Here is a 25,329-nt window from a genome sequence, read left to right on the forward strand (position 1 = left end):
CTACGTATATTGCTTGCTTATTTATTTACTTACTTACCTGCGTATAAGCGCGCACTTACTTACGCATGAACACGCGTACCAGCGCACTTACTTACTTCTTACTTACCAGCGCACTCAATCTGCATCGCAACGCCAATTCCGCCGCCAACGCAAAGAGCAGCCACGCCATTTTTCTTATCACTGTCTCGCAAAGCGTATATAAGCGTCGTCAAAATCCTCGCTCCGCTAGCACCCAGCGGATGACCGAGCGCAATCGCGCCGCCCCTCACATTTAGCTTCGACTCATCAATATGCAGTTGCTCAGAAACCGCGATGCTCTGCGCTGCAAAAGCCTCGTTAATCTCAAACAAATCAATGCTTTCAACGCTGCTGCCTGTTGCGTTTAGCATGCGTTCCATCACGTGCTTTGGAGCGTAACCCATTAAATCTGGGTCGATTCCGCCTTCTGCAAATCCCACAATTTTCGCAAGATATTTAATTCCGTGCGCTTCTGCATAATCTTTGCTCATGAGCACAAGGGCTGCGGCTCCGTCGTTAATTCCGCTTGCATTTCCAGCGGTTACAGTCGATTCGTGGGTGCTATTTTCGCAAGTCGAGTTTGCATTTTCTTCCGATTCTTCAGACGCTTTAAAAAGCGTGCGCAATTTCGACAGCTGTTCCAAAGACGTGTCTTCTCGCGGATGCTCGTCTTTGCTTATAACGTTTCCGTTTTCAAGCGTTACTGGAACAATTTCAGCGTCAAAATCGCCTCGTTTAATAGCGGCGATAGCTTTTTGGTGAGATTTAAGCGCAAAAAGATCTTGAGATTTACGAGTAATACCAAATTTTGCGGCTACGTTTTCTGCAGTAACGCCCATTGCGTCGCCTGTAAAAGCGTCGTTTAAGCCGTCGCGCTGCAAGCCGTCAATTAGCGCAAAGTCGCCGTATTTGTGTCCGCTAAATCGCGAGTTGGTTGCGTAAAATGGCACGTTGCTCATGCTTTCGGTGCCGCCTGCAACAACAACTTGCGCGTCTCCCATAACGATTGCAGATTGTGCCAAGCGCACTGCTTTTAAGCCAGATCCGCATACTTCGTTAATAGTCATTGCGCAGCTGGAAGTGTCGAGGCCTGCGCGCAATGCGATTTGACGAGCCACGTTCTGGCCGCTGCCTGCTTGCAAAACGTTGCCGAAAATGGCTTGATCTACGTCTTGAGCATTAAGACCTGCGCGTTCGATTGCGGCTTTTGCGGCAATCGTTCCCAAATCAACTGAGGAAAGCGAAGATAAGCTGCCGCCGAATTTGCCAATAGGCGTACGTACAGCGCTCGCAATCACCACTTCAGTCATATGTTTAGCCACCTAATCAATTGTTTATTGCAACAGTATTGCAGTATACCAACCGGACTACTTTATCGTATTTTTCGACAAAATTACTATTTGCGAAAAATTTTTCTCGTTTCCTTCACATTTGCACTAACTTCAGTGAGTTTGCATATTCTGTGAAAAGTGATTACTTGTTGCTTAAAGAACACTAACATCTGTGCTTCTGCTAACACCACACCGGGCACACATACCACACACCCACACACAGCTTTGTTTCGCGACTTTAGTGTACGAATACTAGTGTGGTAGAGATTTGAGATTTTTCGCACTGAACGCGGCACGCTCGCGCGGAACGCGCTCGCTACTGAGCTTGCGTTGAAAGCACACCGTGCTTTCAACTTGAGCAAGCTCACGCTCCGAATTACTTTCGCGCGCTACGCTCTAAGCGCGAAAGCAGGTCGTCGCGCAGAGCCGCAGGCTGCTGATTCGCCAAGCGAAGAAGAAAAATCGAAAAATCTCTGCGATTGAATGAGGTTATTAAAGATTAAACACGCAGAGTTTGGGGAATTTCTCTACGAGCACTAAAAGAGGACTGCGCATTGACTTGCCGGAGCGCTTAAAGCGTAGCGCGCGGAGGCACTTCAATGCGGAAACTCGCTAAAGTTGGAAGTCCAGTGGACTTCCAACGCGAGTTTCGCAAGCGAGCGTAATAAAACGCGAGCGTATCGTTAAGAACGTTTAAGAATAGAGCGACGAAGGACGGGAACTTGCGATGCTGAAAACTTTCGAGGCTCATCAGATTGACTATAGAAAACATTAATCAAAACTCATAGACGATACTCAAGAATATCGAAAATCAGCTATCTCACTCGCCGTTACTTACGGAACGAAATCGACCCATCGCTAGGATCCATCGCGTCAACAATAGCAAGCGAATCCAAGTCATATCCAGCCTCTCGAAGCTCATCTCCGCCGCCTTGGAATCCCTTTTCAATCGCGATACCAATGCCGGCAACTGTAGCGCCAGCGTGATCGCAAATATCAATCAAACCGTGTAAAGCTTTGCCGTTAGCCAAAAAATCGTCCAAAATAAGCACGCGATCTTCCGCACTCAAATACTTACGCGACACAATTACCGGAAACTCGCGCTGCTTTGTAAAGGAAAAAACGGTGGAAACGTACTGGTCGCCATCAAGATTAATCGACTGTGCTTTCTTTGCGAAAACTACAGGAATATTTCCAAAATGGCGCGCTGCAACGCAAGCAATGCCAATGCCGGAAGCTTCAATCGTAAGAATTTTATTAATACCTGCGTCGCGAAAATGCTCAGCCCAAGCTGCTCCCATTTGGTCAAACAACGCAACATCGCATTGATGGTTCAAAAAAGCGTCTACTTTTAGCACGTTTCCTGGCTTTACAATACCGTCTTTTATAATGCGATTTTCCAACTCTTGCACGATATGACCCTTCTTGCGTAACTTACATTGCAGTACGCTCAAGCATACCCAAACGTGTGACACAATACGCTAAAAACGACTGCGGCATGTGGTAAACCTGATTAGATACGTGCGCAATTAAAACGTGGGGGCGTTTTGTTGCTGAAGGTATGCGTATGTGATTTGCAGCATTAATGGAGTGTAAGTATGGGTGCAAGTATGGGTGCAAAAGATAGCGATTACGGGTATGCGAGTGATTTATTGGGAAATCCCGTTGATTCGGCAGATTCGGAAGATAGTTTTTATGAGAATGCTGCGGATTCGCTAGATTCGGACGATAGTTTTTATGCGAATGCTGCGGATGCAAGTGATTACGCTAACTATGGTTATGACGAATATGCTGACGCTTACGCGCAAGAACCTGCACTTGCGCAAGAAGATTACGCGCAAGAACCTGCTCCTGCACAAGAAGATTACGCGCAAGAAGATTACGCTCCTTCGCAAGAAGAATACCCTCAAGAATATTCCCAAAACTACTCATATTCCTCGCCTTCCTCTCATTCCAGAATCGCAATAGACGCGCAAAAACTACTCGACGGCTTAAATCCACAACAATCTAAAGCAGTGCAATACGACGGCCCGGCTCTTCTTATTGGAGCAGGCGCAGGCAGCGGCAAAACGCGAGTTCTTACGCGCAGAATCGCCTGGATTCTAGGCCAAAAAGGTGCGTGGCTTAGCCAAATTCTAGCAATCACTTTTACGAACAAAGCCGCAGCCGAAATGCGCGAACGTTTGGGAAGTCTTATTGGCAGCGAAGCAAATACAATGTGGGTTTCGACTTTCCATTCCGCATGCGTGAAAATACTTCGCAGGTCGGGTCAAAGTATTGGCTTAAAACCTGGATTTTCTATTTACGATACTGCTGATTGCGAGCGTTTAGTAAAAATTATTGCAACTGAGCTTAACGTTGATATTAAGCGCTTTACGCCTCGTAATATTTTGGCGAAGATTTCGGATTGCAAGAATAGTTTGATTAGTTGGCGCGAGCAGCTCGACATGTATGCAAACGATTACAAGCCGGGGGTTTTGGGGCAGCAAATTGCGCACGCTGGAAATTCTGAAGCTGTATACGCAACGATTTATGCGGAATATCAGCATCGATTGGCTCAAGCTAATGCTGTTGATTTTGACGATTTGATTATGCGAACTGTGCAACTTATGCGAGAAGCTCCGGAAGTTGCGAAATACTATCGACACAAGTTCCGCTATATTTTGGTTGACGAGTATCAGGATACTAATCACGCGCAATACGAGCTTATTCGAGAGCTTGCAGGCGTAGATGTAAAGCAATCTCGCGCGAACGTAACGCAATCTAACGCAAATGCAGCACAGCAAAATAGCACGCCTGCATCAATCACAGTCGTCGGCGACTCCGACCAGTCAATTTACGCTTTCCGTGGCGCAGATATTCGCAATATTCAAGACTTTGAAAAAGATTTTCCAAACGCAACAACCATTATGCTTGAGCAAAACTATCGCTCTACGCAAACAATTTTGGACGCTGCAAACGCTGTTATTTCGCATAATCAAGGTCGAAAACCTAAAAAATTGTGGACGGCTTTAGGCCAGGGCGATCCAATTTGCGGCTACGCTGCAGACAGCGCTCAGCAGGAAGCGGCTTGGATTGCTGAGGAAATAGCGCGTCTTTCTGGAGAAGAAGGCGTTTCTTACTCGGATATTGCAATTATGTACCGTGCTAATGCGCAGTCGCGTTCGCTGGAAGATGCGCTTGTTAAGGCGGGTCTTCCGTACCAGTTGGTTGGCGGAACGAAGTTTTATGAGCGCCGCGAAGTAAAGGATGCGCTCGCGTATTTGCAATCTATGGCAAACCCGGATGACGACGTGAATATGCGCCGAATTTTGAACGTTCCAAAGCGCGGACTTGGCCCTCGCGCCGAAGCTTTACTCACGTTGTATGCGCAAACTCAAGGCGTGAGTTTCTGGCAAGCTTTGGAGCATTTGGAGTCGATTGACGGCGTGCCAACGCGCACTGCTTCAAAGCTTAAAGAGTTTCGAGATCTTATGCACAACTTAATGACGTGCATGCAAGACAACGATTCGAAGCCTTCAAAAGTTATTGACAGCATTTTGAAAGACAGCGGTTTGCTGGAAGATTTGCAACGTTCTGAAGATCCGCAGGATGCTTCGCGCGTTGATAATTTGTCGCAGTTGCAGTCGGTTGCTGCCGAGTATGAGCAGAATACGCCGGATGCTAGCGTGGCTGGTTTCCTTGAAACGACGGCGCTTGTGGCGGATTCGGATCAGTTGCCGGATGAAAATGAGGACACTGGCAAAGTTACGTTGATGACGCTTCACACGGCTAAGGGCTTGGAGTATCCGGTTGTGTTCTTAACTGGCATGGAGCAGGGTACTTTTCCGCATGCGCGCGCTTTGGAAGATGATGGCGAGCTTTGCGAGGAGCGCCGGCTTGCTTACGTTGGAATTACGCGTGCTAAGCAGCGTTTGTATGTGACTCGCGCTGCTGTGCGTGCGCAGTGGGGTCAGGCTCAGGATATGCTTCCAAGCCAGTTTTTGGATGAGATTCCAGATAATTTGATTGATTGGAAGCGCAAAGAAGCTGATGTTACTAGTTGGGGTGCTTCGCGTGCGCGCGGCGGCGATTTTGGTAGAGATTTCGATAGTGATTTCGGCGGTGATTTCGATAGCGATTTCGGCGGCTGGGATGACGATTATAGCGATGCTTTTAGCGAAAAAACAACTTACGGCGGCAGCGCTTACGGTTCCGGCAAATCTTACGGTTCCGGAAAATCTTACGGAAGAAGCAAATCTTACGGCTCTAAATCTTACGGTTCTAAATCTTACGGATCTAAATCTTACGGATCTTCGTACGGATCTTCTTACGGCTCTAGTTCTTCTTACGGATCTTCTTACGGCTCTAAATCGTACGCATCCAAATCAAATTCGTATAAATCAAGCGCTGTAAAAACGCGCAAAATCGCCACAAAATCAGCGTCTTCAACAAGTGCTACAAAACTTGGCTCATCTTCCGGAGTAATGGATAAAGACAACAATCTAAATATTCAAGACTTCCAAATTGGAGACAAAATTACGCACGACACTTACGGTTTAGGAACTGTTATTGCAACTCAAGATAAGGGCAGAAATTCAATTATTACAGTCGATTTCGGCTCCGACGGCGTAAAGCGCTTAATGCTTCGAGTTGCACCAATCGAAAAATTGTAACATTTCATTTTTATACACTTCATCGTAAACTTAGTTTTTAGCGAAGATGTGGCACTTGCGAAAGTGAGTGCAGTAAGGCGTGTGGCATTAAGGAAAATGTCGCACTAAAAAATAATTCATATACATCTATGAGGTATCAATTATGAAAAATAAATTATTCGCATCAATTCCAGCGATTATTTTTGGCGTGCTTATTGCTATTGCGCCGCTAACCTTCGCCAAAGTATGCCAGTCGGAAGGCGGAATGCACATGGCATGCTATTACACTGGCCGCGCTGCTCTTGGAATCGGCGTAGTTATTGCAGTTCTTGGCGTTATTGCTTTGTTCGTTAAAGATCAGGTTCGCGCCGGTTTGAATGTTGCTGTATTCGTGAACGCTTTGCTTATGCTTTCCGTTCCAACATTCCTTATTGGCGTTTGCAAGAGCCCAATGATGCATTGCGCATCTGTTACTCGCCCAACGTTGATTGTTCTGTCTGTGCTTGCAGCGGTATTCGCAGCAGTAGCAGTTTATATGGATACTAAGCTTGCACAAAATAAATGAGTGAAGCTTAGTAAAGCATTTTGCACATAATATTTGCTATTTAAACGCAAAGAATAAAAATATGCGCACTATTACTCTAAAGCGACTGCCGCTGGAAAATATTAAACGCAAACCGTTACGCACTGCCGCACTTATAGTGGTTGCTGCGTGCCTGTCTGCCATATTTTTCGGCGGCTCGCTTATTTCTATGAATCTCGCACAAGGCTTGAACAGCATGCGTGAGCGAATGGGAGCCGATATTATGGTTATCCCAAACGGTACTCACACAAAAGCGGAAGCGCTTTTAACTAACGGCGGTTCAAGCACTTTCTATTTCACGAATAATATTGAAGATTTAGTTAAGCGTTCGCCAGGCGTACAAAAGTCGAGCGCGCAAACGTATATTTCTTCTCTTTCTGCAGGATGTTGCGCGGAAAAGCTGCAAATAATCGGTTTTGATCCAGATTCTGATTTTGTTATAGGACCTTGGATTTACTCGCAGCATAAAAAGACTTTGCAAAAAGGCGAAATGATTGCTGGAGCAAACGTGCTAGTTTCCTACAAGCATACGGTTCGGCTTTTTGCGCACCAATGGCCTGTGGTAGCTCAGCTTGCAAAAACCGGCACAAGCATTGATAATTCAGTGTTTGTGCGCCGCGAAAGTGTGCCGCAAGTAGTTGAGTATTCAACGAAAGTGCATCACACTGCCATACCGAAAGAGTATGCGAAAAAAGCAATTTCGGCAGTTTTAGTAAAAATAAGCAAAGGATATAGCGCAAAGCAAGTAGCGGAAAATATTCGCAAAACAACTGGGCTTTCTGGCATTGGCATAGTTTTTCCAGGCGGAATTACCTCGACTACTCAAGCTAATCTTGGCGTTTTTACGCGCACGCTAACTCTTATAGTTGCTGCATTTTGGATTGTTGGCGCACTAGTTTTGCTTGCAGTTTTTGCAACTTCTGTAAACGAGCGCAAAAAAGAGTTTGCTTCTCTTCGAATATTGGGCGTAACTCGCAAAATGTTACTTTCCATAATTGCGCGAGAGTCTGCAATACTTGGTTTAGTAGGCGGCGTCGTTGGAGTTGCGCTCGCAAGTCTTATACTTTTCCCGTATAGTTCGCTTATTGCGCAACAATTGCAGCTCCCGTATTTGGAGGCGACGGCATTTCCTGTAGTAGCGCTTATGGCTGTTAGTGTGTTGCTTGCGATTCTTGTGGTTGTGGCGGCTTCAGCGCTTACGACTTTGCGTATTGCTATGCGTGAAACGTATTTGACGCTTCGAGCAGGGGAGTGATTATATGAGCGAAACGGCAGTATCGAATAGCGAAAAATCGCCTCTTGCTGTGCTGAAACTTACGCGCGTAACTAGAGAATTTTCGCGTAGAAATCACAGATTTTCTGCAGTAAATAACGTAAGTCTTTCGCTAAATAGTGGCGATTTTGTTGCGATTGTTGGTAAATCTGGCAACGGAAAATCTACTTTACTAAATTTGATTGCAGGATTACTTAAGCCAACTCACGGAAGCGTAGTGGTTTTAGGTGAGGAGATTTCCGCGCCTGAATTTAGCGATGCGCAAGTATCTAGCTTGCGCGCTAAAAATATAGGTTTTGTTACGCAATCGCAAACGCTTTTGCCGAATCTTACTGTGTATAACAACATTCTTTTGCCTGTGCAAATTGCGAAAAGTGGGCAGACGAAAGATAGCGAGCAAAAAAGCGGCGAGCAAAAAAGTAGCGAGCAAAAAAACGAAAATGCAAACGTTGAAGATTACTACTCAAATCGCGCGCTTGATTTTTGTAAACGCTTTCATATTGAGGATTTGCTGTGGTGCTATCCAACGGAACTTTCCGGAGGTGAGATGCGTCGCGTAATGATTGTGCGCGCGCTAATAAACAATCCGAAGCTTCTGCTTTTGGACGAGCCTACTGGCGATTTGGATCCAGAGCACACTCGCATAGTGATGGAAATGTTGCGCGAAGCTGCAAATCTTGGAGCGGCGGTGCTAATGGTAACGCACGATTCCGATGCTGCTTGCTGCGCGGACCGCACTTACACAATGGACAGCGGATCTCTTTGCTGATTTAGTGTAGAGTTTTCATAATTTGCGATTTTGTTTAATGTGGCGCGAGTTTCGGGGGATTTCTCTCCTCGCACGTCCCGTCCTTCGGGCGCTCTGGCTGCTAAAGGCGTTTAGTGTGTTCGCCTATCTTTAAAGAATGTAGCTTCTCAGTCCTCTTTTAGTGCTCGTAGAGAAATCCCCCAAACTCTGCGTGTTTAATCTTTAATAACCGTGCCTTATCGCAGAGATTTTTCGATTTTTCTTCTTCGCTCGGCTTGTCAGCAGCCTTCGGCTCTGACGTCCGCCTTCGTTCAGTGCGAAAAATCTCAAATCTCTACCACACGAATATCCACACGGCTGAATGACGCGCAATTAAATCGCAAACAAAAAAGCCGGAACTCCGGCAAATGTTCCATAAAACGCATTGACCCCTGCCACGCGAATGCGCAACAGGGGTCAAGCGGTATGTCCTTAAGAATTAAATCGGCGAATTAACGAGCGTAGTATTCGACGACGTACTGAATGTTGACTTCAACTGGAATCTGATCGACTTCCGGCTTACGAGTCAAAGTAGCCTTCAAAGAGGCAAGATTCACATCGAGATAACCAGGAACTGCTGGCAAAACGTCGCGATGAACGCCTTCTGCAGCCATCTGGAATGGAACCATGGTCTGGCTCTTGGCACGAACCTGAATGGTCTGGCCTGGCTTGACACGGTAAGATGGGCGATCAACAAGATTGCCATCAACCAAAATATGACGATGTACAACAAACTGACGAGCCTGGGCGGTGGTGCGAGCAAAGCCTGCGCGCAAAACCAAAGCATCAAGACGAGTTTCCAAATCGGTGAGCATTGCGTCACCGGTCTGGCCTGCAGTGTGCGTACCCTTCTCGTAAGCAGCACGAAGCTGCTTCTCGGAGATGCCGTACTGAGCGCGAAGACGCTGCTTCTCGCGAAGACGTACTGCGTAATCGGACTCGGTGCGACGACGAGTGCGGCCGTGCTCACCTGGAGCATATGGGCGCTTCTCGAAGATACGCTGAGCCTTTGGGGTCAAAGCGATGCCGAGGGCGCGAGAAAGACGCACCTGACGGCGAGAACGCTGAATATTAGTCATAACTAATCCTTTAATTCTGTCGTTATCTGAACGGAACGCGAGCCAAACTTTTAAGCATTCTAAAATACTTAAAATTACTCACGCTGAGCCGGCCTCTCCAGTGCTTCTTCGTGCTAACACACGAACGCGTAAGTATTAAAACGTTGAAATAACGCCATAACTACCGCGCGCCGACCCACTGATGGGCTAAGGCTCCAGATGATGCTTACACAAAATAGGCATCGTTTCTAATTCTACACACCCGTAAGAATAATTGTTGATATTTTTCCCACTAAACAAACTATAAAAATAACTAGCTGCACCCACCCGCAGCTTAATTGCGCGACTTTAGTTGCACTTAGTAAACCACGCACTTTGCGCAACTTTCTGCACGAGTCTATGAGTTTTGTGTTGGTGTTTAGTGTGTTGAGAGGCTGGAAAAATTGTGTTCAGCAATAAAAGAGGACTGAGGAAGCTACGTTCTTTTAAGAACAAAGCAGACAGTAAAGCCTTTAACAGCCAAAGCGACGAAGGACGGGAACTTGCGCAAACACAAATTTTCCAGCCTCGTCAAAACCAAAAAACTAAATCAGTTACAAAACTCATAGACGATACTCAAGAATATCGAAAAGCAAATTGCGAGGAGAGAAATCCCCCAAAACTCGCGCCACATTAAACAAAATCGCAATTAAAACATATGTACCGCGTAGTGCAATAATGGAGTTATGTTGCTGCATCTTTATTTAGTGCGTCACGGGCAGACGCTATTTAATCGTTACAATCGCTTGCAAGGCTGGTCGAATTCTCCGCTTACTGAAAAAGGTTTGAAGGATGCGGATAAGGCTGCAAAAAAGCTGGAAAATATTACTTTTGCTGCAGCTTACTGTTCGGATACTACTCGCGCGCAAATCACGGCTCAACGCGTTCTCGATGCAAACGAGGCTGCTGGTAACGCTCGTCCAAAGCTTGTAAGCGATATGCATTTTCGCGAGCAATGCTACGGCTATTTTGAAGGCCAAGATATGCAAATGGCTTGGTGGGCTGCAGGGGCGCCACACGGAGCGCACACCTACAACGAAATCGTTGAAAAGTTCGGGCTTGCAGCTACCAGAGACATGCTTAAAGAGGCGGATCCTTTCCACGATGCCGAGTCGGATATTGAGTATTGGACTCGCGTAGAAGAAGGTTTTGCGTTAATCGCTTCTAATTCTTCGCTTAAAGATGGCGATAATGTTTTGCAAATTTCGCACGGAAATACTTTGCTAAGTCTTATGCATCGTTTTGCGCCTGCTGGTTACGATTTAAGCGAGAGACCTCAAAATGGAAGCGTAACTAGGCTTGATTTTGACACTACTAAACCTATCGATAAAGCTATTACTATTCGAGGCTATAACGAGTAGTTTTTGCTTTTATATTTGCTTTTATATTGGCTTTTATATTGGCTTTTGTATTATTTTGTATTAGCTTTCAATTCTTAAAGAGTTCTTAAGCGAAACTGTTACAGAAAGAGGTTATGATGAGCGTTGGAGACATAGCTGCTCTTATTGCTGCGATTGCGTTTGCTGTGCTTTCGGGCTTTTTGATTTATCCGCTAATTAGATTGGGCAGGTTGTTCGATCAGATTGCGAAAACTGTTAAAGAGTCTGGTGAGCATGCGCTTCCTGCAATTGACGAGTCTGTGACGACTATTAAGCAAGTTAATAAGACTCTTGATGATGTTAACGCTGTGTCGGGAGCCACGCGCACAACTGTAACGAATATTGGCGCTCTTAGCGACTTGTATGGATCATTCTTAGGAAAGCCGATTGTGAAGATTGCTGCTGCCGGTTACGCGCTAAAAGATACAGTTGCTTCTTTCTTTAACAAGCCAACGGTGCCAACTGACGCTAATTTTACAGGCCGTCATGCTGCAAAAGAATCTTCTAATAGCGCTGCAGAAAATCGCACTGCAAGCAAGGGGGAGTAATGTTCAAACGCTTATTTTGGATGTGTGTTGGCATTGTAATTGGTGTGCTCGCAGTAACAAAAGCGCGCGCTTACGTAAAAGCAAAAATGCCGTCTGCTGCTAGTAAATTTATATTTGATGAAGATCCAAAAAATATTACGTTAAACACAGTGTTAGGATTGTTCAAAGATTTCAACACTAGCCGTAAAAATCATGAAGCTGAGCTTAATTCGCGTTACGCTCGCCGTCGTCATGAGGATTTTTAACTAATCTTTTGCTAATTCGACTTGCGTTTTTTAATAAAATGCGAGTCGAAAAAGTTTTTTTAAGTTAGGTATTGAAGTACTATATTGAATGTTTGCATGACAAGATCTTGCTAAAAATTACACAAGGAGTTCGTACGTATGCGCACAGCAGAAATTGCAAAGCGTTATCTTGACTATTTTGCTAAAAATGGTCATATGGTCGTTCCTTCGGCATCTCTTATTTCGCCGAACCCAACGACGCTTTTTACTATCGCCGGCATGGTGCCGTTTATTCCTTATTTGCTTGGTGAGCAGACGCCTCCTTCTCGCCGTATGGCATCGAACCAGAAGTGCGTGCGTACGCTAGATATTGACGAAGTTGGTAAGACTACTCGTCACGGCACCTTCTTCCAAATGGTTGGCAACTTCTCCTTCGGTGATTATTTTAAGGAAGAAGCAATCCACTACGCTTGGGAGCTTTTAACTACTCCGCAAGATAAGGGCGGCTACGGTTTCGATCCTGAAAAGCTTTGGGTAACTACTTACACTGACGACGATGAAGCTCGTGCAATTTGGAAGAACGAGGGCTTCGACCCAGAGCACATGCAAGTTTTCGGCATGGAAGATAACTTCTGGACTACCGGCGGCCCTGGTCCTGGCGGCCCATGCTCCGAAATTTACGTTGATCGCGGTCCTAAATATGGTCGTGACGGCGGTCCTGCTGCCGACGAATCTCGCTTTATTGAGATTTGGGATTTGGTTTTTGAAAACTACCAGGTAGATAACGTCAAGTCTAAGACTGATTTGCATATTGCTGGCGAGCTTGATCAGAAGAATATTGATACCGGCGCTGGTTTGGAGCGTTTGGCTTATCTTATGCAAGGTAAGGAAAATATTTACGAAACTGACGAAGTTTACCCAGTTATTGAAGCTGCAGAAAAGCTTAGTGGCGTAAAGTACGGCGATAATAACGATGCTGACGTGCGCTTCCGCGTTGTAGCAGATCACGTGCGTTCCGCTTTGATGATTATGAGCGACGGTGTGCGTCCAAGTAACGTTGGCCGCGGCTATGTGCTTCGTCGTCTTCTTCGTAGAACCGTTCGCGCAATGCGCATGCTTGGCGTGCAAGATCCAGTTTTGCCAACCTTGTTCCCAGTTTCTAAGTCTGCTATGGAGCCAAGCTATCCGGAGCTTAACGATACTTTCCACGAGGTTAGCGAAGCTGCCTACGGTGAGGAAGATGCGTTCCGTCGCACTCTTGAAAAGGGCACGACTATTCTCGACTTGGCTGTTGAAAAAGCTAAGAAAGAGCAAAGTGACGACCCAATGGTTGGCGGCGCAGACGCGTTTACTTTGCACGACACTTACGGCTTCCCGATTGAGCTTACTCTTGAGATGGCTGCTGAGCAGGGTGTTAAGGTTGATGAAGCTAAGTTCCGCGAGCTTATGAGCGAGCAGAAAGGCCGCGCTCGCGCTGACGCTTTGAAGAAGCGTCACAATGTGGACGTTAGCGTTTACGACGATATTAAGAAGGAGCTTGAAAAGCCAATCGACTTCCTTGGCTACACTGACTTCTCCAGCCGTTCTAACGTTTTGGCGATTGTTGAAGCAGGTAAGGGTGCTGTTAAAAGCGTTACCGCTCCTGCAAATGTTGAAGTTATTCTCGACCGCACGCCATTCTATGCTGAGCGCGGCGGCCAGATTGCTGACCAGGGTGAGATTATTTCCGACGACGGCGCAATTTTGGAAGTTGACGACGTTCAGCGTCCAATCAAGGATTTGATTGTTCACAGCTGCCGTTTGACTGAAGGAACGCTTAACGTTGGCGCTCCTGTAAACACGAATATTGATCAGGTTCGTAGGGCTGCTTTGGCACGTTCTCACACTGCCACGCATACTCTTCACAAGGCTTTGCGCGAAGAGCTTGGTCCTCAGGCAACTCAGCGCGGTTCTGTGGTTGATCCAGACCGCTTGCGCTTCGACTTCCAGTGGCCAAAGGCTGTTGATAAGGATGCGCTTTCACGCGTTGAAGCTCGCGTAAACGAGCGTATTCGCGACGATTTGCAGGTTGTTCCTAAGGAAATGCCAATCGACGACGCTTTTAAGCTTGGAGCAATGCACTTGTTCGGCGAAAAGTACGGCGACGTTGTGCGCGTGGTTGAAATCGGCGACGGTTGGAGCCGCGAGCTTTGCGGTGGCACTCACGCTAAGAGCACCGGAAAGATTGGTATGGTAACTATTCTTTCTGAGTCTTCTATTGGCTCTGGCGTTCGCCGTATTGACGCACTTTGCGGCGAGGCAGCGTACGAGTATGGCGCTCGCGAGCACACTTTGGTTGCGCAATTAGCAGACATGGTTAACGCTCGCCCAGACGAGTTGGCTGAACGTTTGGAATCCTTGCTTAACAAGATGAAGGATTCTGATCGTAAGCTTGCAGCCGTTTACGAGTCTCAGCTTGCTAATTCCGTTCCAGCTTTGATTGAGTCCGCTAAAGCTAGTGCCGGAAGCGTTAAGTTGGCTGTTAAGAATGTTGGTAACTTCGGATCGTTTGAAACGCTTCGTAAGACAGTTCTCGACGTGCGCTCTCGCTTAGGTGAGGACGCTCCTGCAGTAGTTGTTTTGAGCGGCGTAAACGAGGACGATAAGCCAATGGTTGCAGTTGCAACCAACGAGGCTGCTCGCAATGCTGGTGCTAAGGCTGGCGACTTGGTTCGCACTGCTTCCAAGGTTCTTGGCGGCGGTGGCGGCGGCAAGCCAGACTTTGCTCAAGGCGGCGGCACAGACGCTTCTAAGATTGATGAAGCTTTGGAAGCTGTAAAAGCGCAAGTGGCTGAGCTCGCATAGCGCTCAAGCGTCCTTAAAGCAAAACGAAATAATCTTTACCAAAAGCAACACGAATTATGGTGTGGTTAGGTATTGATTTAGGTGATGCCAGGGTCGGACTTGCACTTTCCGACCCTGAGCTTACTTTTGCGCATCCAATCGGAAACGTGCAAGTTTTTGGTGATTCTTTTAGAGCTATTGACGAAGTTATGAGTCTTATTGAAGAAGAGAAGGTTCGTCGTGTTGTAATTGGATTGCCGCTGCAACTTGACGGTTCTGAAGGAAAATCTGCAAAAAAAGCGCGTCGATGGGGCAGAAATTTAGCTAAACGCATTGAATCGGCAAAAAATGAAGGCGATTGGACGCTTTCTTACGAGCCTGATATTGTTTGGAAAGATGAGCGTTTAACAACAGTTAGTGCTCATCGACAGTTGCTGCAAGCAGATTTTTCTACTCGCAAGCATCGCCCTATGGTTGACCAGCAGTCAGCAGTATTAATTTTGCAATCTGCTCTTGATGCGAATAGAGATAGTTTTCAAGCGCAAGTAGATTAGCAAACGCAATACTAGCGAAAACTATACTTAGTGAACGCAGTAGAAAGTAGAAGAGGAGTGTTACGTGTCTGATAATTTCAACGAATTCTTTGACAGTCATGCTCAATGGACAGAGCATGATGGCAAACCGTCTTCGTCTTCTTCTTCTAAATCTGAAGGATCTTCTAAAAGCAGAGCTAAAGCTCGAGTTGTAGAAAAACGACGCAAACGTCGCGCTAGAACAGTTTTAATATTTCTGCTTGTAATGGTTTTAGGCGTTGTGAGTTACGTCGGCTATAGTGCAGTGCATTCGTTGAGATTGTCACACGATAATGAGACCGTTGCAGATTGGCCTGGTCCTGGTTTTGGATCCGTTGAATTTACTGTCGATACTGGCGAGGGAGCTATTACTATTGGCTCAAAGCTAGCTAAAGCAAATATAGTTAAATCTCAAGCAGCGTTTACTTCGGCAGTTGCAGCAAACAATAAAATTTTGTACCCAGGTGTTTATGTATTAAAAAAGCATATGGCTGCTATTGACGTTGTTGATATTCTTTCCGACCAAACTAAAGCAGGAGGCTTCTTAGAAGTTCGTGCAGGAGACCACGCTACAGAAGTTTTGCAACGCGCTTCAAAACTATCTGGCATAAGCATGGATAATTTCAAAGCCGCGCTAGCAGACGGAGCATCCGGAATTTTGCCTCCAGAAGCTCACGGAAGCGTTGAAGGATGGTTGGAGCCTGGAGTTTATAACGTAAAATCAATGAAAAGTGCAGAAGCTATTCTTGCCGCAATGGTAAAGAAGCGTATTGCAAAACTTGATTCTCTCGGTATTCCTAAAGGCGACAATCGCGAAAAAGCTTTAACTATTGCCTCTATTGCCGAAGCTGAAGTAAATAAACACGACTATTACGGAAAAGTTGTGCGCGTAATACTAAACCGTTTGGCAAAAGATATGTCGCTTGGCATGGACTCCACTGTTGCTTATGGTGCAGGAGTTAAGCCAATAAAGCTTACGCAAGCAATGCTAGACGATCCGAACAATCCTTATAACACGCGTATTCACAAAGGTCTTACCCCTACGCCTATTGGTATTGCCGGCGACGACGCGCTTCTTTCCACCATTAAGCCTCAAGACGGGCCGTGGATTTACTTTGTTACCACTAATTTGAAGACTGGTGAGACGAAGTTTACGGATAACAAAGACGAATTCTTGAAATTCCGCGACGAGTACAAGCGCAACAATCCCGAAGGCAACTAAAAATATAGCTTTTAACCACATGCATGTGTTTAGGTTGCAAAAGTTTTATGAGTTTTAATAATCTGCTTTAATGAAGCAATTAATTATTACGATAATATCGGCGCTGCCAACGCTTGCGTGCGCAATTGCAGTTTGCATAACTGACATAAAAAGTCGCGTAGTTCCAAGACTTTGGATTATTATTGCGCTATTTTTGCAGTCTTTAGCGAATCTTATATGTTCGATTATTTTGTTCGGGAATATTAGATTGCTGCTTTTCGGCTGGATTTCTTGCGTATTTGTTTTCGCAATTTATTTGATTATGCGAAAAATCGCTCCAACAAATTCCTTTGGATTCGGCGACGTTACAAGCGCTGCAATGATTGCGCAAGCATTGATATTATTCGGTTTTGACTGCTTAATTTACTGGTTTGCTTTAGTTTGTTTAGTTGGCTTAGTTTGGCTTCTACTATGGAAAATTTATTGCAAAATCTTCCTTCCAAGAAACGTATCAATACCATTCGTGCCAGTCGAAGCAGTATCTGCCATACTTGCAGCATTGCTGTCAATAACAACCCACTCAATACTTGGTAGTTAGTAAAGTAGGGTATTTGGACGCGTAAATTTTGCGATTGTAATTCAGCGAATGGAGAATGGCATGCTTAGATGGCAAACAGCAGGTGAGTCGCACGGTGAAGCATTAGTAGCTATGATTGAGGGTTTGCCGGCAGGCGTGCGCATTACTAGCAGCGATTTGGTTTCGGCGCTTGCTCGCCGACGCCTTGGATACGGTCGCGGTGCTCGCATGAAGTTTGAGCAAGATAAAGTGCGACTTTTAACTGGCGTTCGTCACGGTGTAACTCTTGGCTCGCCAATTGCTGTGGAGATTGCGAATACTGAGTGGCCAAAGTGGGTGGAAGTGATGAGCGCAGATCCTTTGGATCATGAGATTCCATCAGAAGGCCGCAATGCTGCGCTTTCTAGGCCGCGTCCGGGCCATGCGGATTTAACCGGAATGCGTAAATACGGTTTTGATGATGCTCGCGAGATTTTGGAGCGCTCGAGTGCTAGGGAAACGGCTTCGAGAGTGGCTTTGGGCGCTGTTGCGGGCGCATTTTTAGAGCAGGCTTTTGGTGTGCGCACGGTTGCGCATGTTGTTGGTATTGGCGGCGTTTATGCTAACAAAAGTTTAGCTTTACCAACACCTGACGATGTTGCTGCTTTGGACGCTTCTCCTGTTCGCACTCTCGATAAAGACGCTGAAGCTAAAATGATGGCGCGAATTGACGAAGCAAAAGCAAACGCGGATACTTTAGGCGGAGTGGTTGAAGTCTTGGCATACGGTATGCCAGCTGGAGTTGGAACCTACGTTGAGTCGGATCGTCGCCTAGATGCTGCATTAGCAAGCGCGCTTATGGGAATTCAAGCAATTAAAGGCGTAGAGATTGGCGACGGTTTCGCAGAAGCAGATCGCCCAGGCTCAGCTGCGCACGACGAAATCGTAACAGGCGAAAATGGCAAAATAACGCGCTTAACAAACCGTGCCGGCGGTATTGAAGGAGGAATGTCAAACGGCGAAATTATTCGCGTACGCGCCGCAATGAAGCCAATCCCTTCTATTCCGCGCGCTTTGCGCACAGTAGACGTGATAACTGGAGAGGCGGCTCAAGCTATTAACCAGCGCTCCGATTTCACTGCTGTTCCTGCAGCTTCAGTAGTTGCGGAAGCTATGGTAAGGCTTACTTTAGCAAAGTACGCTTTAGAAAAGTTTGGTGGAGATTCCTTGCAAGAAACGCAACGAAATGCAGAGTCTTACGTAGCGTCTTGGCCGGAGCATATGCAATGAGCAATACTAAAATTCCTCTAGCTGTTATTATCGGCATGCCCGCAGCTGGAAAGTCGCGAGTTGGTCGCGAAGTTGCGAATATTATGAACATGCCTTTTTGTGATACTGATACCATAATCGAAAGCGAAGTTGCTATGCCAATTCCGCAATATTTCGAGCAATATGGTCAAGAAGCTTTTCGCGACGTAGAAGCTCGCATAGTTAAAAGCGTGATTTTAGGAAATCAAGCTGAAGAAGGCATTGTGTCTCTTGGGGGAGGGGCGCCTTTGCGTCAAGAAACGCAGGAAGTTTTGCAAGAATACATGCGTTTGGGTGGCCGCGTTGTTTATTTGCAAGCGAATGCTCAAGAAGCAATTGAGCGCGCAAGTTGGAATAATAATCGTCCTATGCTAAACGGCGATGATGCGCAAAAACGTTGGATGGAATTATTCGAGCAGCGAGACCCTATTTTTAGAAAAGTTTCGAATATTCACATGCCAACTAAAGGTTCGACTCCTTGCATGGCTGCAGAAAAATTAAGGAATATGATTATGCAACGTATTGTGCACGTAACAGGCGAAGCAATTGAACCTTATGACGTTCGAATTGGCGACGGCGCAATGCAACTTTTGCCGCAAATGCTCGGCACAAAGCCTGTTCGCGTCGGATTAGTTCACACGCAACCGGTGCAGCGTCACAGCGATAAAGCTCGCGCAATTTTGCGTCAAGCAGGATACGAAGTTTTTGACATGCTAGTGCCGGATGCTGAAGCTGGAAAAACTATTCAAGTTGCAAGCGTACTTTGGGCGCGGCTTGGCGATGCAGGTTTTACGCGTTCCGATGCAATTGTTGGCTTAGGCGGGGGAGCAGCTACGGACGTAGCCGGCTTTGTGGCTGCAACTTGGATGCGCGGAATTCGTTACGTAAACTGCCCAACTTCGCTTCTTGCAATGGTTGACGCGTCTACTGGCGGAAAAACTGGCATAAATACGGATGCTGGAAAGAATCTGGTCGGCAGTTTTTACACTCCAGCAGGCGTTTTAGCAGATACTTCAACTCTTTCAACTCTTCCAAACGACATTCTTATTGAAGGCTTGGGCGAGGTTGCAAAATCTGGTTTTATTCTAGACGGCGAAATTTTGAAAATTCTTAGCAACTCGAATAATGCCAAGCTTTTACGCGAATTTGACGGCGATCAATTGGAAAATAATAACGAGCTTCACGAACTGCTTGTAGAACTTATTGAGCGCACAGTTAGAGTAAAAGCGTACCATGTGTCTAGCGACTTAAAAGAGCAGGGATTGCGCGAGTTTTTGAACTACGGTCATACGCTTGGTCACGCGATTGAGCAGATTGAGCACTTCCGTTGGCGCCACGGAAACGCTGTTGCTGTTGGAATGGTTTTTGCGGCAGAGCTTGCGCAAATTTTAGGATATTTGGACACTCAAGACGTTTCCTACCATCGTTCGCTTTTAGATTCGCTTGGATTGCCAACTTCGTGGCAGAGTAGAGAAGATGCTGATTCTGCTTTTGAGCGCGTGCTTAATCTTATGCATTGCGATAAAAAAGCGCGCGGAAACATGTTACGTTTCGTAATTTTGGATGGTATTTCAAATCCTATTCATCTTGACAATCCGCCTATTGAAGCAGTTAAAGAAGCTTTTAAGCGAGTCTATAAGCAAAAATAATTAATCTTGAGAGGCAACTCATGGAAAATCAACAACCAAAAAAAGTGCTTGTAGTAAACGGTCCTAATCTTGGCCGTCTTGGAGTTCGTCAGCCGGACGTATACGGTAGCGAAAATTTTGAAACTTTGCGCGAATATTGCGAAAAGTGGGGAGCGGAGCTTGGGTTTGAAGTAGAAGTGCGCCAAAGTGACGACGAAGCGCAAATGGTTCACTGGATGCACGAATCTGCTGATACTCGCACGCCTGTTGTTATGAATCCTGCTGCTTTTACGCACTACAGTTATGCGCTCGCAGACGCAGCTCACATGGTTTTGGATGCAGGCGTGCCGCTAATGGAAGTGCATATTTCTAATCCTTCTGCACGCGATTCATTCCGCAGAATAAGCGTAATAAGTCCTGTTGCAACCGGCACAATTACTGGCATGGGATTGTATGGCTACAAGCTTGCTTTAGAGGCCGTTGCGCATCTTGTTTGATTTTGTTCGATTTTTTGCGAATCAACACCCAGCGTCGAGGCTCGAAGATACTATGGAGTTCCATGGTTAGAAGACAACATGGTAACTCTCAGGAGCATATTACAAAGCATATTTTCGTCACTGGTGGCGTTGTTTCGTCCCTTGGAAAAGGCCTTACTGCATCTTCGTTAGGCCGACTTTTACGAAGCCGCGGATTGCACGTATTGCAACAAAAACTCGATCCTTATATCAACGTTGACCCTGGCACAATGAATCCATTCCAGCATGGTGAAGTCTATGTTACGGAAGATGGTGCAGAAACAGATCTTGATATTGGTCACTACGAGCGATTCCTTGATGTTTTCCTAAGCCAAAAAGCTAATGTCACAACTGGTCAAATTTACCAGTCTGTGCTTCGTAAAGAGCGTGCTGGTGAATATTTGGGTCAGTGCGTGCAAGTTATTCCGCATATTACTGGCGAAATTAAGTCGCGTATGCGCGCGCAAGCTTCCGACGATGTTGACGTAATTATTACGGAAATCGGCGGAACTGTTGGCGATATTGAATCCCAGCCATTCTTGGAAGCTGCTCGTGAAGTTCGCCGCGATTTAGGTCCTGAAAACTGCATGTTTGTGCACGTTTCTTTGGTTCCTTATATTGCAGCTGCGCACGAATTGAAAACTAAGCCAACTCAGCATTCTGTGATGATGCTGCGTCAGCTTGGTATTTCTCCAGACGCGCTTGTTTTGCGATCTGATCGTCCGCTTAATCAGGCTATTAAAGACAAGATTTCGCTTATGTGCGACGTTGATGCAGAAGGCGTTGTGAACTGCGTGGATGCTCCAAGCATTTACGATGTGCCGAAGATTTTGTTCAATGAAGGCTTGGATGCTTACGTTGTGCGTGAGCTTGAGCTTCCATTCCACGATGTTGATTGGAACGAGTGGGAAGATTTGCTTGAGCGCGTGCATCATCCAAAGCATGAGCTGAACATTGCAATCGTCGGTAAGTATATTGATTTGCCGGATGCTTATCTTTCTGTTACGGAAGCTATTAAGGCTGGTGGTTTTGCAAACTGGGCTAAGGTAAATGTGCGTTGGGTTGCTGCCGATAGGTGCGAAACTCAAGAAGGTGCGGCTGCAGCTCTTGACCAAATGGACGGCATGGTTATTCCAGGCGGCTTTGGTATTCGCGGTATTGAAGGTAAGATTGGCGCTTTGCGTTATGCTCGCGAGCATGGTTTGCCAACGCTTGGTCTTTGCCTTGGCTTGCAATCTATGGTTATTGAGTACGCTCGTCACGTGCTTGGACTTGAGGATGCTAATTCCACTGAGTTTGAAAAGGATTGTGGCGATCCAGTAATTGCAACTATGGAAGAGCAGAAAGATATTGTGGATGGTAAGGGAGATATGGGTCACACAATGCGACTCGGTTCTTACCCTGCAACACTTGAGGAAGGCTCTATTGTTGCTGAGCTTTATGGCACTACGCATGTTACTGAACGTCACCGTCACCGTTACGAAGTGAACGTTGCGTATAAGGATCGCTTGCGTGAAGCTGGCTTGCGTATTAGTGGCCAAAGCCCGGACGGTAATTTGACTGAGTTTGTGGAGCTTCCAAAGGATGTTCACCCATTCTATGTGGCAACTCAAGCTCATCCAGAGTTTAAGTCTCGTCCAACTAAGCCTCATCCTTTGTTTGCTGGCTTGGTTGCGGCTGCTCTTGAGCATCAAGAGGCTGCTCAAAATAGCAAGGAAGATAAGTAGACTTAAGTAAGATTTAAGTCAATCTTAAATAAAACTTATGTAAGTCAATCTTAAGTAAGTTTTAAATAAAAATTAATTAAGTAAAGTCAAGCGGTAAAACTGGATTTTCTTTAAGTTTTGCCGCTTATTTATTTAATTGATTGTGAGAAACATTACGTTTTGTTTATAACACGGCTATACCAAGAAATCGCATTACGCGGTACCCTTAAATAGGTAGGAAATAGACTAAGCAGAATGCAAAAGTAACGTTGGGGAATATCTTTTGCGATTACGCGCGCAAGTAAGAGCGTGGCAGCGTTATGCATGGAGGTGCTATAAGCGTATGAGCGATAGTAGCAATATTAGTCATACAAGTGTTACAGCAAGCGATGGTAATCCCGCAAAAAATAAAGCTGCAGACGTTGAAATGAGCCAGTATGTGGCAGATCGCGCTCGCGTAAACGAAGAGAAAATTCGCCAAGACGAGCAGATTGTTGCTGAATTTGGCGATTACAATTACGGCTGGCATGATTCGGATGCTGCAGGAGAGGCTGCAAAAAAGGGTATTGACGAGTCGGTTGTGCGCGCAATTTCAGCCGATAAAAACGAGCCGGAGTGGATGCTAAATCTTCGCTTGCAAGGCTATCGCGCGTTTTTGCAAAAGCCGATGCCTGATTGGGGCGTTGATTTAAGCGGTTTTGACGCTGACGATTTTAAATACTATGTGCGTCCGGTTCATGATCAAGCAAAAACTTGGGACGATTTGCCGGAAGATATTCGCAAAACTTACGATAGACTCGGCATTCCGGAAGCGGAGAAAAAGCGCTTAGTTTCAGGAGTTGCAGCACAGTACGAGTCGGAAGTTATTTACAATTCGATTCGCGAAGACTTGGCTGCTCAAGGCGTTATTTTTGTTGACACGGATACTGCAGTTCAAAAGTATCCGGAGCTTGTAAAAAAGTATTTCGCAACTGTGATTCCTGTTGACGACAACAAGTTTGCGGCTCTTAACACTGCCGCTTGGAGCGGCGGCTCGTTTGTGTACGTGCCAAAAGGCGTGCACGTGGATATTCCTCTTCAGGCTTACTTCCGCATTAATACGCCGAACATGGGTCAGTTTGAACGCACGCTTATTATTGCGGATGAAGGCTCTTACGTGCATTACGTTGAGGGTTGCACGGCTCCTATTTATTCCACGGATTCGCTTCACGCTGCAAACGTTGAAATTGTTGTTGAAAAGCATGCTCGCGTGCGTTACACAACTGTGCAAAACTGGTCGAATAACGTGTATAACTTGGTAACTCAGCGAGCTTACGTGCGCGAAGGTGGCACAATGGAGTGGGTTGACGGCAACATCGGCTCCAAGGCAACTATGAAGTATCCTGCTTGTATTCTTGCCGAGCCGTACGCAAAAGCAGAAACCATGTCTTTGAGCTTTGCCGGCCGCGGCCAGTACCAGGATACAGGTGCGAAGATGATTCATTTGGCTCCGCACACAAGTTCTACGATTGTTGCGAAGTCGATTTCGCGCGGCGGTGGGCGTTCTGCTTACCGCGGTCTTGTGAAGATTATTAAGGGTGCGAAGGGCTCTAGTTCTTCGGTTGTGTGCGACGCTTTGCTTGTTGACGATTTTTCGAGGTCCGACACTTATCCGCATGTTGACGTGCGCGAAGACGACGTTTCGATGGCTCACGAGGCTACTGTTTCCAAGGTTTCCGAAGATCAGCTTTTCTACTTGATGAGCCGCGGTCTTGAAGAAAAAGAGGCTATGGGCATGATTGTGCGCGGCTTCGTGGAGCCGATTAGCCGCGAGCTGCCGATGGAATACGCGCTTGAACTTAATCGCTTAGTTGAGTTGCAAATGGAAGGATCCGTGGGCTGATGAGCGAAGATTTGGAAAAGAATTTAGGCAATAAAATGGCTGAAAAAGAAATTAGTATTCCTGTAGCAGACCCTAATGATCCTTACGCTGTTCCTGCAGCAATGCCTTCTAGCGCCGACAAATCTGTGCGCTCTTTTAACGTGGAAGATTTTGCGATTCCCACGCGCAAGCAGGAAGATTGGCGATACACTCCAGTTGAGCGAATTTCCGAGTTTTTCGAGTGCTTTGAGCCGGCTAATAGTCTTCAAGTAAAGCTTGAAGGCGTTGGTGGAGCAGCATTAGATGATTCTTACGTTGGCAGCGAAGGTTCCGTAAGTTTGCAAGTAAAGCCGCAAAACGAGGCTCCTCACACCGACATGAAGCCTTCTGATCGCGCAGCTGCAGTCGCATGGAATGTAGCAAAACAAGCGCACGTACTTCACGTATCTGGCGAAATCAAAAAGCCAATCGTATTGCAAATTCACGGGAATAATCTGCAATCACTTGACGCGCTGCCGCTTGACGCTCTGCACTTAGTAATCGAAGCAGATCCTCGCGCAAACGCAGATATTATTATCGAACATACCGGCTGCGCAAAACTTGCTGAAGGCGTGGAAATTATCCTCGGAAAGCACGCGCATGTTTCTACTACATTTATTCAAGAGTGGGACTTGGGTAGCAAGCATGTTGGAAATCAGCGTATTCACGTTGGTGAGGGATCTTCGCTTCGCCACACGATGGTCACTCTTGGCGGAGACGTTGTGCGCATTCGCATGGATCAGGATTTTGGCGGCGAGCAGGGCGATTTGAACATGCTCGGCATGTATTTTGTGGATCCGGGCGAGCATGTGGAGCACCGCACGATGGTTGTGCATAATCATCCGGAATGTAAGTCCAGAGTTGTGTACAAGGGAGCTTTGGAAGGAAAGGGCGCGCATTCGACTTGGGTTGGAAACGCGCTTATTAAGCCGGAAGCTCCTGGCACAGATTCGTACGAGTTGAACCGTAATTTAGTGCTCACTCCTGGCGCAATCGCTGATTCTGAGCCGAATTTGGAAATTGAAAACGGCAATATTATTGGCGCAGGTCACGCAAGTTCTGTTGGTAGATTTGACGACGAAGAGCTTTTCTACTTGCAATCGCGCGGAATTAGTGAAATTGAGGCTCGAAAGCTTGTTGTGCGCGGATTCTTTAACGAGCTGATTGAAGAAATTGGCGTTCCGGAAATTGTTGATCACTTAATGAAGGCGATTGAGCGCCGTCTTTCAAGAACGGAAGAATAGGA

At 46.3% G+C, this 25,329-nt stretch carries 20 protein-coding genes; 17 read left to right on the forward strand and 3 right to left on the reverse strand.

The genetic code is table 11. The features are described 5' to 3' along the window. Positions 1–98: 98 nt before the first annotated feature. Complete coding sequence (locus ACTJLE_RS03770; RefSeq protein WP_481267486.1) at positions 99–1,328, reverse strand: thiolase family protein; 1,230 nt, start codon at positions 1,326–1,328, stop codon at positions 99–101. Between the two features lie 851 nt (positions 1,329–2,179). Continuing rightward, positions 2,180–2,761 carry a xanthine phosphoribosyltransferase gene (locus ACTJLE_RS03775; protein WP_119486875.1) on the reverse strand — a complete coding sequence of 194 codons (582 nt, stop codon included), beginning with the start codon at positions 2,759–2,761 and terminating at the stop codon, positions 2,180–2,182. A gap of 186 nt (positions 2,762–2,947) precedes the next feature. Here ACTJLE_RS03775 and ACTJLE_RS03780 point away from each other — a divergent pair, with 186 nt between their 5' ends. The 4 genes from ACTJLE_RS03780 (at position 2,948) to ACTJLE_RS03795 (ending at position 8,608) form a co-directional block, all read left to right on the forward strand. After that, positions 2,948–6,004 carry an ATP-dependent helicase gene (locus ACTJLE_RS03780; RefSeq protein WP_481267487.1) on the forward strand — a complete coding sequence of 1,019 codons (3,057 nt, stop codon included), beginning with the start codon at positions 2,948–2,950 and terminating at the stop codon, positions 6,002–6,004. 142 nt (positions 6,005–6,146) lie between these two features. Further along, entirely contained in the window at positions 6,147–6,548 is a 402-nt protein-coding gene (locus tag ACTJLE_RS03785; protein ID WP_481267488.1) for a DUF4418 family protein, read from the forward strand. Positions 6,549–6,609: 61 nt separating this feature from the next. Then, positions 6,610–7,821: an FtsX-like permease family protein gene (locus ACTJLE_RS03790; RefSeq protein ID WP_481267489.1), complete on the forward strand. Its 1,212-nt coding sequence runs from the start codon at positions 6,610–6,612 to the stop codon at positions 7,819–7,821. 4 nt (positions 7,822–7,825) lie between these two features. Further along, positions 7,826–8,608, forward strand: a complete 783-nt coding sequence (locus tag ACTJLE_RS03795) for an ABC transporter ATP-binding protein (protein ID WP_481267490.1) — start codon at positions 7,826–7,828, stop codon at positions 8,606–8,608. Between the two features lie 470 nt (positions 8,609–9,078). On the opposite strand, the gene rpsD is transcribed toward ACTJLE_RS03795, so the two are convergent. Further along, a complete protein-coding gene (gene rpsD, locus ACTJLE_RS03800; protein WP_004105277.1) occupies positions 9,079–9,705 on the reverse strand; it encodes a 30S ribosomal protein S4 in 627 nt (208 codons plus the stop codon). A gap of 704 nt (positions 9,706–10,409) precedes the next feature. Here rpsD and ACTJLE_RS03805 point away from each other — a divergent pair. The 13 genes from ACTJLE_RS03805 to sufD all read left to right on the forward strand — a co-directional run bounded on the left by ACTJLE_RS03805 (position 10,410) and on the right by sufD (position 25,327). Continuing rightward, positions 10,410–11,084 (forward strand): histidine phosphatase family protein, encoded by a 675-nt coding sequence (locus ACTJLE_RS03805; protein WP_481267491.1) that lies wholly within the window; start codon positions 10,410–10,412, stop codon positions 11,082–11,084. Between the two features lie 116 nt (positions 11,085–11,200). Beyond that, positions 11,201–11,650: a DUF948 domain-containing protein gene (locus ACTJLE_RS03810; RefSeq protein ID WP_481267513.1), complete on the forward strand. Its 450-nt coding sequence runs from the start codon at positions 11,201–11,203 to the stop codon at positions 11,648–11,650. Further along, positions 11,650–11,895, forward strand: a complete 246-nt coding sequence (locus tag ACTJLE_RS03815) for a hypothetical protein (protein WP_119486868.1) — start codon at positions 11,650–11,652, stop codon at positions 11,893–11,895. The genes ACTJLE_RS03810 and ACTJLE_RS03815 overlap by 1 nt, the downstream gene beginning before the upstream one ends. A gap of 138 nt (positions 11,896–12,033) precedes the next feature. After that, positions 12,034–14,718 (forward strand): alanine--tRNA ligase, encoded by a 2,685-nt coding sequence (alaS, locus tag ACTJLE_RS03820; protein WP_481267492.1) that lies wholly within the window; start codon positions 12,034–12,036, stop codon positions 14,716–14,718. A gap of 56 nt (positions 14,719–14,774) precedes the next feature. Further along, a complete protein-coding gene (gene ruvX / locus ACTJLE_RS03825) occupies positions 14,775–15,251 on the forward strand; it encodes a Holliday junction resolvase RuvX (RefSeq protein WP_481267493.1) in 477 nt (158 codons plus the stop codon). Between the two features lie 64 nt (positions 15,252–15,315). Beyond that, positions 15,316–16,491 carry an endolytic transglycosylase MltG gene (gene mltG / locus ACTJLE_RS03830; protein ID WP_481267494.1) on the forward strand — a complete coding sequence of 392 codons (1,176 nt, stop codon included), beginning with the start codon at positions 15,316–15,318 and terminating at the stop codon, positions 16,489–16,491. 70 nt (positions 16,492–16,561) lie between these two features. Next, the gene (locus ACTJLE_RS03835) at positions 16,562–17,068 is read left to right on the forward strand and encodes a peptidase A24 (RefSeq protein ID WP_481267495.1); all 507 of its coding nucleotides are present in this window, start codon (positions 16,562–16,564) and stop codon (positions 17,066–17,068) included. A 60-nt stretch (positions 17,069–17,128) separates the two neighbouring features. After that, positions 17,129–18,316, forward strand: a complete 1,188-nt coding sequence (aroC, locus tag ACTJLE_RS03840) for a chorismate synthase (RefSeq protein WP_481267496.1) — start codon at positions 17,129–17,131, stop codon at positions 18,314–18,316. Further along, a complete protein-coding gene (locus ACTJLE_RS03845; protein WP_481267497.1) occupies positions 18,313–19,983 on the forward strand; it encodes a bifunctional shikimate kinase/3-dehydroquinate synthase in 1,671 nt (556 codons plus the stop codon). Before aroC ends, ACTJLE_RS03845 begins: the two co-directional genes overlap by 4 nt. 20 nt (positions 19,984–20,003) lie before the next feature. Then, positions 20,004–20,459, forward strand: coding sequence for a type II 3-dehydroquinate dehydratase (locus tag ACTJLE_RS03850; protein ID WP_481267498.1), 456 nt, complete (start codon positions 20,004–20,006; stop codon positions 20,457–20,459). A 62-nt stretch (positions 20,460–20,521) separates the two neighbouring features. Continuing rightward, positions 20,522–22,204, forward strand: coding sequence for a CTP synthase (locus ACTJLE_RS03855; RefSeq protein WP_481267499.1), 1,683 nt, complete (start codon positions 20,522–20,524; stop codon positions 22,202–22,204). Between the two features lie 322 nt (positions 22,205–22,526). Next, positions 22,527–24,065, forward strand: coding sequence for a Fe-S cluster assembly protein SufB (gene sufB, locus ACTJLE_RS03860; RefSeq protein WP_481267500.1), 1,539 nt, complete (start codon positions 22,527–22,529; stop codon positions 24,063–24,065). Then, a complete protein-coding gene (gene sufD / locus ACTJLE_RS03865) occupies positions 24,065–25,327 on the forward strand; it encodes a Fe-S cluster assembly protein SufD (RefSeq protein WP_481267501.1) in 1,263 nt (420 codons plus the stop codon). The genes sufB and sufD overlap by 1 nt, the downstream gene beginning before the upstream one ends. Positions 25,328–25,329 lie beyond the last annotated feature (2 nt).

It is taken from the genome of Gardnerella sp. CCPDSM (assembly GCF_056754715.1).

Excerpts from the sequence above, each read along its gene's own strand:
- ACTJLE_RS03845 (WP_481267497.1), top strand. The coding sequence starts at position 18,313 with ATGAGCAATACTAAAATTCCTCTAGCTGTTATTATCGGCATGCCCGCA.
- rpsD (WP_004105277.1), bottom strand. The coding sequence starts at position 9,705 with ATGACTAATATTCAGCGTTCTCGCCGTCAGGTGCGTCTTTCTCGCGCC.
- ACTJLE_RS03835 (WP_481267495.1), top strand. The coding sequence starts at position 16,562 with ATGAAGCAATTAATTATTACGATAATATCGGCGCTGCCAACGCTTGCG.
- ACTJLE_RS03855 (WP_481267499.1), top strand. The coding sequence starts at position 20,522 with ATGGTTAGAAGACAACATGGTAACTCTCAGGAGCATATTACAAAGCAT.
- aroC (WP_481267496.1), top strand. The coding sequence starts at position 17,129 with ATGCTTAGATGGCAAACAGCAGGTGAGTCGCACGGTGAAGCATTAGTA.
- ACTJLE_RS03780 (WP_481267487.1), top strand. The coding sequence starts at position 2,948 with ATGGGTGCAAGTATGGGTGCAAAAGATAGCGATTACGGGTATGCGAGT.
- ruvX (WP_481267493.1), top strand. The coding sequence starts at position 14,775 with ATGGTGTGGTTAGGTATTGATTTAGGTGATGCCAGGGTCGGACTTGCA.
- ACTJLE_RS03815 (WP_119486868.1), top strand. The coding sequence starts at position 11,650 with ATGTTCAAACGCTTATTTTGGATGTGTGTTGGCATTGTAATTGGTGTG.
- ACTJLE_RS03770 (WP_481267486.1), bottom strand. The coding sequence starts at position 1,328 with ATGACTGAAGTGGTGATTGCGAGCGCTGTACGTACGCCTATTGGCAAA.
- sufD (WP_481267501.1), top strand. The coding sequence starts at position 24,065 with ATGAGCGAAGATTTGGAAAAGAATTTAGGCAATAAAATGGCTGAAAAA.
- sufB (WP_481267500.1), top strand. The coding sequence starts at position 22,527 with ATGAGCGATAGTAGCAATATTAGTCATACAAGTGTTACAGCAAGCGAT.
- ACTJLE_RS03785 (WP_481267488.1), top strand. The coding sequence starts at position 6,147 with ATGAAAAATAAATTATTCGCATCAATTCCAGCGATTATTTTTGGCGTG.
- alaS (WP_481267492.1), top strand. The coding sequence starts at position 12,034 with ATGCGCACAGCAGAAATTGCAAAGCGTTATCTTGACTATTTTGCTAAA.
- ACTJLE_RS03850 (WP_481267498.1), top strand. The coding sequence starts at position 20,004 with ATGGAAAATCAACAACCAAAAAAAGTGCTTGTAGTAAACGGTCCTAAT.
- ACTJLE_RS03810 (WP_481267513.1), top strand. The coding sequence starts at position 11,201 with ATGAGCGTTGGAGACATAGCTGCTCTTATTGCTGCGATTGCGTTTGCT.
- ACTJLE_RS03805 (WP_481267491.1), top strand. The coding sequence starts at position 10,410 with ATGTTGCTGCATCTTTATTTAGTGCGTCACGGGCAGACGCTATTTAAT.
- ACTJLE_RS03790 (WP_481267489.1), top strand. The coding sequence starts at position 6,610 with ATGCGCACTATTACTCTAAAGCGACTGCCGCTGGAAAATATTAAACGC.
- ACTJLE_RS03795 (WP_481267490.1), top strand. The coding sequence starts at position 7,826 with ATGAGCGAAACGGCAGTATCGAATAGCGAAAAATCGCCTCTTGCTGTG.